The 5,445-nt window shown below is 68.1% G+C and carries 8 protein-coding genes; all 8 read left to right on the top strand.

From position 1 onward, the window contains the following. A partial coding sequence (locus K789_RS0114970) for a RibD family protein (RefSeq protein ID WP_024367466.1) occupies positions 1 to 745 on the top strand: 745 nt, incomplete at its 5' end. Beyond that, positions 745 to 1,401, top strand: coding sequence for a riboflavin synthase (locus tag K789_RS0114965; protein ID WP_024367465.1), 657 nt, complete (start codon positions 745 to 747; stop codon positions 1,399 to 1,401). The genes K789_RS0114970 and K789_RS0114965, both read left to right, overlap by 1 nt. 59 nt (positions 1,402 to 1,460) lie before the next feature. Beyond that, a complete protein-coding gene (ribB, locus tag K789_RS0114960; RefSeq protein WP_128081641.1) occupies positions 1,461 to 2,138 on the top strand; it encodes a 3,4-dihydroxy-2-butanone-4-phosphate synthase in 678 nt (225 codons plus the stop codon). A gap of 13 nt (positions 2,139 to 2,151) precedes the next feature. Next, positions 2,152 to 2,850 carry a GTP cyclohydrolase II gene (gene ribA / locus K789_RS0114955; protein WP_024367463.1) on the top strand — a complete coding sequence of 233 codons (699 nt, stop codon included), beginning with the start codon at positions 2,152 to 2,154 and terminating at the stop codon, positions 2,848 to 2,850. 79 nt (positions 2,851 to 2,929) lie between these two features. Continuing rightward, positions 2,930 to 3,415: a 6,7-dimethyl-8-ribityllumazine synthase gene (gene ribH, locus K789_RS0114950; RefSeq protein WP_024367462.1), complete on the top strand. Its 486-nt coding sequence runs from the start codon at positions 2,930 to 2,932 to the stop codon at positions 3,413 to 3,415. A 93-nt stretch (positions 3,416 to 3,508) separates the two neighbouring features. Then, positions 3,509 to 3,772: a phosphoribosyl-ATP diphosphatase gene (locus K789_RS0114945; protein WP_024367461.1), complete on the top strand. Its 264-nt coding sequence runs from the start codon at positions 3,509 to 3,511 to the stop codon at positions 3,770 to 3,772. Positions 3,773 to 3,905: 133 nt separating this feature from the next. Then, positions 3,906 to 4,748: an ATP phosphoribosyltransferase gene (gene hisG / locus K789_RS0114940; protein WP_024367460.1), complete on the top strand. Its 843-nt coding sequence runs from the start codon at positions 3,906 to 3,908 to the stop codon at positions 4,746 to 4,748. 44 nt (positions 4,749 to 4,792) lie between these two features. Next, the coding region (gene hisF / locus K789_RS0114935) for an imidazole glycerol phosphate synthase subunit HisF (RefSeq protein ID WP_024367459.1) at positions 4,793 to 5,445 on the top strand (653 nt) is incomplete at its 3' end.

Genomic DNA, 5,445 nt, shown 5'->3' with positions numbered 1-5,445 from the left:
CCGCGTCCGCTCCGGGCTCGGCGCGGAGGCCGCGCTGGACCTGAACCGGCGCTGGTTCGACGCCGTTGCGGACTCGCGGCCCTTCGTCACCCTGCATATCGCCCAGACCCTCGACAGCCGCATCGCCGCCGGCGACGGCACCAGCCAATGGATCTCCAGCCCGGAATCGCTCGCCGACAACCACGCCCTGCGCGGCCGGATCGACGCGATCCTGGTCGGCACCCAGACGGTCCTCGTGGACAATCCGCGCCTCACAGCCCGCGGTGCCGACGGCGAACCGGCCGGCCGCCAGCCGTTGCGTGTCGTGATGGGCTACCGGGGGATTCCCGAAGGCGCCGCGATCAACGGCGACGACGGCAAAGTCCTCCACGTGCCGACGCGTGATCCGCGGGCAGCGCTGGAGGAGCTGTTCTCCGCCGGAGTCCGCCACCTCATGGTGGAAGGCGGCTCCCGGATCCTGAGCGCGTTCCTCGCCGCCGGGCTCGTGGACGAACTCATCGTCTATCTCGCCCCGACCCTCCTTGGGTCCGGAACCCCGGCGCTGGAGGACCTCGGCATCACCACCCTGGCCGATGCCCAGCAATGGGAATGGGATGCCGCGTCCGGCGGGGCGGTCCAGCTGCTCGGCCGGGACCTGCGGCTGCATTTGCGGCCCGCCCCGACGCGCCTGCCGGCCGCGAACAACACTTCAGCCGATTCAACCCCGCTCCGCACAGCCGCGGACACCGCCGCAGGAGGCAATTGATGTTTACCGGAATTATCGCCGAGCAGGGAAAGGTGTTGTCCGTTGAACGCGACGGCAACATCAGCGCCACCGTCCGGCTCCACGCGCCCGGCAGCACCGAGGGACTGGCCCTCGGCGGCTCCATCGCCGTCAACGGTGTCTGCCTCACGGCCACGGAGATCGACGGCAAGGACTTCAGCGTCGACGTGATGGGCGAAACCCTCATCCGCAGCACCATCGGCGAACTCGCCGCCGGGGACCCCGTCAACCTGGAACGCTGCGTTCCGGCCGGCGGCCGGTTCGACGGGCACGTCGTCCAGGGCCACGTCGACGGCGTCGGGCAGCTGCTCGAGCGCGAGGCGCTGGGCAACTGGGACCGGCTCCGCTTCGGCGTTCCCGCCGGGCTGGCACGCTACATCGCGGAGAAGGGGTCCATTGCCGTCGACGGCGTGTCTCTGACAGTTTCCGCTGTGAGCCCGGCACCCGAACCGGCGCCGTGGTTCGAAGTGGGGCTGATCCCCACCACGCTGGCCGACACCGGACTGGGCGCGAAAGCCCTTGGCAGCCACGTGAACCTCGAAGTGGACGTCCTCGCTAAGTACACTGAGCGCCTGCTCTCATTTTCAGGCGCGGCAGCCGGGGGAGCAGCAGCAGGCGCGGAAGGGGCGACAGCGTGAACAACCTCAAGGACATCCCCGCCCGTCAGCCCATCCTCACCAACGCCGCCGACGCTGCGCTGCCCGCGGAGCTTGTCGCAGCGCCCGTCCTGCCGCCGGCCGGCCTCGACCTGATCGAGGACGCCGTCCGCGCCATCGCCGCCGGCCGTCCCGTCCTGGTGGTGGATAACGAGGACCGCGAAAACGAAGGCGACATCATCTTCGCCGCGCAGCACGCCACTCCGGCCCTGATGGGCTGGACCATCAGGTACAGCTCCGGGGTCATCTGCGTGCCGCTCGACGGCGGCCGTGCCGATGCCCTCGCGCTGCCGCCGATGGTCGAAATCAACGAGGATGCCAAGGGCACCGCCTACACGGTGTCCTGCGACGCCGCACTGGGCGTGAGCACCGGAATCTCTGCCACGGACCGCGCCCTGACGGCAAGGATTTTGGCCGATCCCGGGAGCCAGCCTGCGGAGCTGACACGCCCCGGGCATGTTTTTCCGCTCCGCGCCGTTAAGGGGGGAGTGCGGGAACGTCCCGGCCACACCGAAGCTGCTGTGGAATTGTGCCAGCTGGCCGGACTCGAGCCCGTGGGTGTGATCGCAGAAGTGGTGTACGACAACGGAGAAATGATGCGGCTGGACGGACTTCGCGGCTTCGCCCTCGAGCACGGCTGCCCGCTGATCTCGATTGCCGATCTGGTGGCTTACCTTGAGGCCGGGCAGCCCGCCGGTCACGCAACTGACCCCGTGTAATGGAGGAGAAACGATGACGACGTCGGAAGCCCAAGAACAGCGCGCGGCCGAACGCCGGCCGCATCCGGTCAGCGCCGGCCCGATCGTTCAGCTGCCCACCGCCTTCGGCGACTTCGTGGCCCAGGCCTGGACCGACCTGGCCACCGGTGCGGAGCACCTGGCCGTCAGCTCGCCGTTGCCTCCGGTCGACGGGACGGCCCCGCTGGTCCGCCTGCATTCGGAGTGCCTCACCGGAGACGTGTTCGGCTCCTACCGCTGCGACTGCGGTGAGCAGCTGGCCTATGCCCTCGAGATGATCAACGAGTTCGGCGGGACGCTGCTGTACCTCCGCGGCCAGGAGGGCCGGGGGATCGGGCTGGCGAACAAGATGAAGGCCTACGCCCTGCAGGAAGCCGGCTTCGACACGGTGGAGGCCAACGAACAGCTGGGCCTTCCCGTAGATGCGCGCTGCTACAAGGCTGCGGCCCAGATCCTTGCCGACATGGGTCTCCACGAGGTCCGCCTGCTGAGCAACAACCCGGACAAGCAGGACCGGCTGGCCCAGGCCGGCGTCCGCGTTGTGGAGATGGTGCCCACCGAGGTTCCGTCCCGCGAGCAGAACATCCGGTACCTGCAGACCAAGAAGGACCGGATGGACCACCGCCTGGTCCTTGACATGGAGCCGGCTGCGCCGGCTGCCGGTCCGCGCGGTTTCGACCACGACCACGACTGAACAACCGTTAGCCGGCCCGCACCGGGCCGCCCGGCGATAAGACACGCACACGACGACTGACCAGGACAAGGATTTCCACATGAGCGGACACGGCGCACCAGAGATTGACCTCAGCACCTTCAACCCGGAGGAAACCTCCCAGCTGAAGCTGGCCATCGTGGCCGCCAGCTGGCACACCCAGATCATGGACGGGCTCCTGGACGGCGCCCTGCGCGCGGCGAAAGACGCCGGCATCAGCGAGCCGACCGTCCTCCGCGTCCCCGGCACCTTCGAACTCCCCGTCGCCGCCGCCCGGCTGGCACCGCACTTTGACGCCGTCGTGGCGCTCGGCGTCGTGATCCGCGGCGGGACCCCGCATTTCGAATACGTCTGCGAGGCGGCCACACTGGGCCTCACCGAGGTCTCCGTCCGCACCGGTGTCCCCGTGGGCTTCGGCGTCCTGACCTGCGACACGGAACAGCAGGGCATTGACCGCGCCGGGCTGCCGGGCTCCACGGAAGACAAGGGCCACGAGGCCGTCACCGCCGCCCTCGCCACCGCCGTGACGCTCAAACAGTTCAGCTAGGCTTCTGGTTGAACTGTGTAATCGCTCACATCCCAGCCGTCATGGAACGGCCCGGCAGGCGCCCTCCGCCCGCGAGCAAGTAGGCTGGAGGGCGTGAAGAATTTCGAATCGCTGTTCGCAGAACTGAGTGAGAAGGCAGCCGTCCGTCCGGAGGGCTCCCGCACCGTCGCCGAACTGGATTCCGGAGTCCACGGCATCGGCAAGAAAGTCGTGGAGGAAGCAGCCGAGGTCTGGATGGCTGCCGAGTACGAATCCGATGAAGCCGCCGCCGAAGAAATCTCGCAGCTGCTCTATCACCTGCAGGTTCTGATGCTCGCCAAAGGACTCAGCCTGGAAGACGTCTACAAGCATCTCTAGCCACGTCCGCGCCGAACCCGCCAGGCCCTGCCCTGCGAATCCGGTGTATAGCGTGGCCCGCTGTGCCTGAACCGACAATTCCTGGACGCACCGTTTCTGAACGGACGTCGTCCCAACCAAGAAAGACCTCCCCATGCTGAGAGTTGCCGTCCCGAACAAGGGATCCCTGTCCGAAGCCGCTTCCGGCATGCTCGCCGAGGCCGGTTACCGCCAGCGCCGCGACACCCGCGAGCTGGTCATGGTGGACCCGGATAACGACATTGAATTCTTCTTCCTCCGCCCCCGCGACATTGCCGTCTACGTCGGCCAGGGAACGCTCGACGTCGGCATCACCGGGCGCGACCTGCTCCTCGACGCCGAGGTTGAAGCCGAAGAACTGCTCCCGCTGGGCTTCGCCGCCTCCACCTTCCGCTTCGCCGGCCCGGTGGGCGACTTCACCGCCGTCGAACAGCTCGAAGGCAAGCGACTCGCCACCAGCTACGACGGGCTGCTCCGCGGTTACCTCGCAGAGCGCGGCATCAAGGCCAAAGTCGTCCGGCTCGACGGCGCCGTCGAATCCTCCGTGCGCCTCGGCGTCGCGGACGCGATCGCCGACGTCGTCGAAACCGGGAACACCCTCAAGGCTGCCGGTATGGAGATCTTCGGCCAGCCCATCCTGCACTCCGAAGCCGTCCTGATCGGCCGCAAGGGCGAGCAGAACCCCGCCGCCGAGGTCCTGATCCGCCGGCTGCAGGGCGTCCTCGTGGCGCACCAGTACGTCATGATGGACTACGACATCCGCAAGGAGCTTGTCGAAGCAGCCGCGGCCCTCACGCCCGGCCTTGAATCACCCACGGTCTCGCCGCTGCGCGATTCGGACTGGGTGGCCGTCCGCTCGATGGTGCCGAAGAAGCAGACCAACCGCATCATGGACGAGCTCTACGACCTGGGCGCCCGCGCCATCCTGGTCAGCACCATCCACGCCTGCCGCATCTGACCCGGCATGCGTGTTCTTTCCGTGAGTGAATCCCAGGAGAAGTCATGGCTGTAGCCGTCCGCGTTATCCCGTGCCTGGACGTAGATGCCGGCCGCGTGGTGAAGGGCATCAACTTCGAAGGCCTCCGCGACGCCGGCGACCCCGTCGAGCTGGCGCACCGTTACGACAACGGCGGCGCCGATGAGCTGACCTTCCTCGACGTCACGGCTTCCTCGGGCAACCGGGAGACCACCTTCGACGTCGTCCGGCGCACCGCCGAGGAAATCTTCATCCCGCTGACCGTCGGCGGTGGGGTCCGCGGCGTGGCCGAGGTGGACAAGCTGCTCCGGTACGGTGCCGACAAGGCAGCCATCAACACTGCCGCCGTGGCCCGACCCGACGTGATCGACGAGATCACCCGGCACTTCGGGTCCCAGGTCCTCGTGCTGTCCCTTGATGCGCGGCGCACCCGCCCGGGTTCGCAGCCCACCCCGTCAGGTTTCGAAGTCACGACGCACGGCGGACGCCAGGGCACCGGAATCGACGCCCTCGCCTGGGCCCGCGAGGCGGCCGACCGCGGTGTGGGGGAAATCCTGCTGAACTCGATCGACGCCGACGGCACCAAGGACGGCTTCGACCTGGAACTGATCCGCCTCGCGCGGGCGGCCGTCAAGGTTCCCCTCATCGCCTCCGGCGGGGCGGGCAAACCCGAGCACTT

It is taken from the genome of Arthrobacter sp. TB 26 (genome assembly GCF_000427315.1).
Classification (GTDB): domain Bacteria; phylum Actinomycetota; class Actinomycetes; order Actinomycetales; family Micrococcaceae; genus Arthrobacter.
This window is presented reverse-complemented; position numbering and strand designations above follow the sequence as displayed.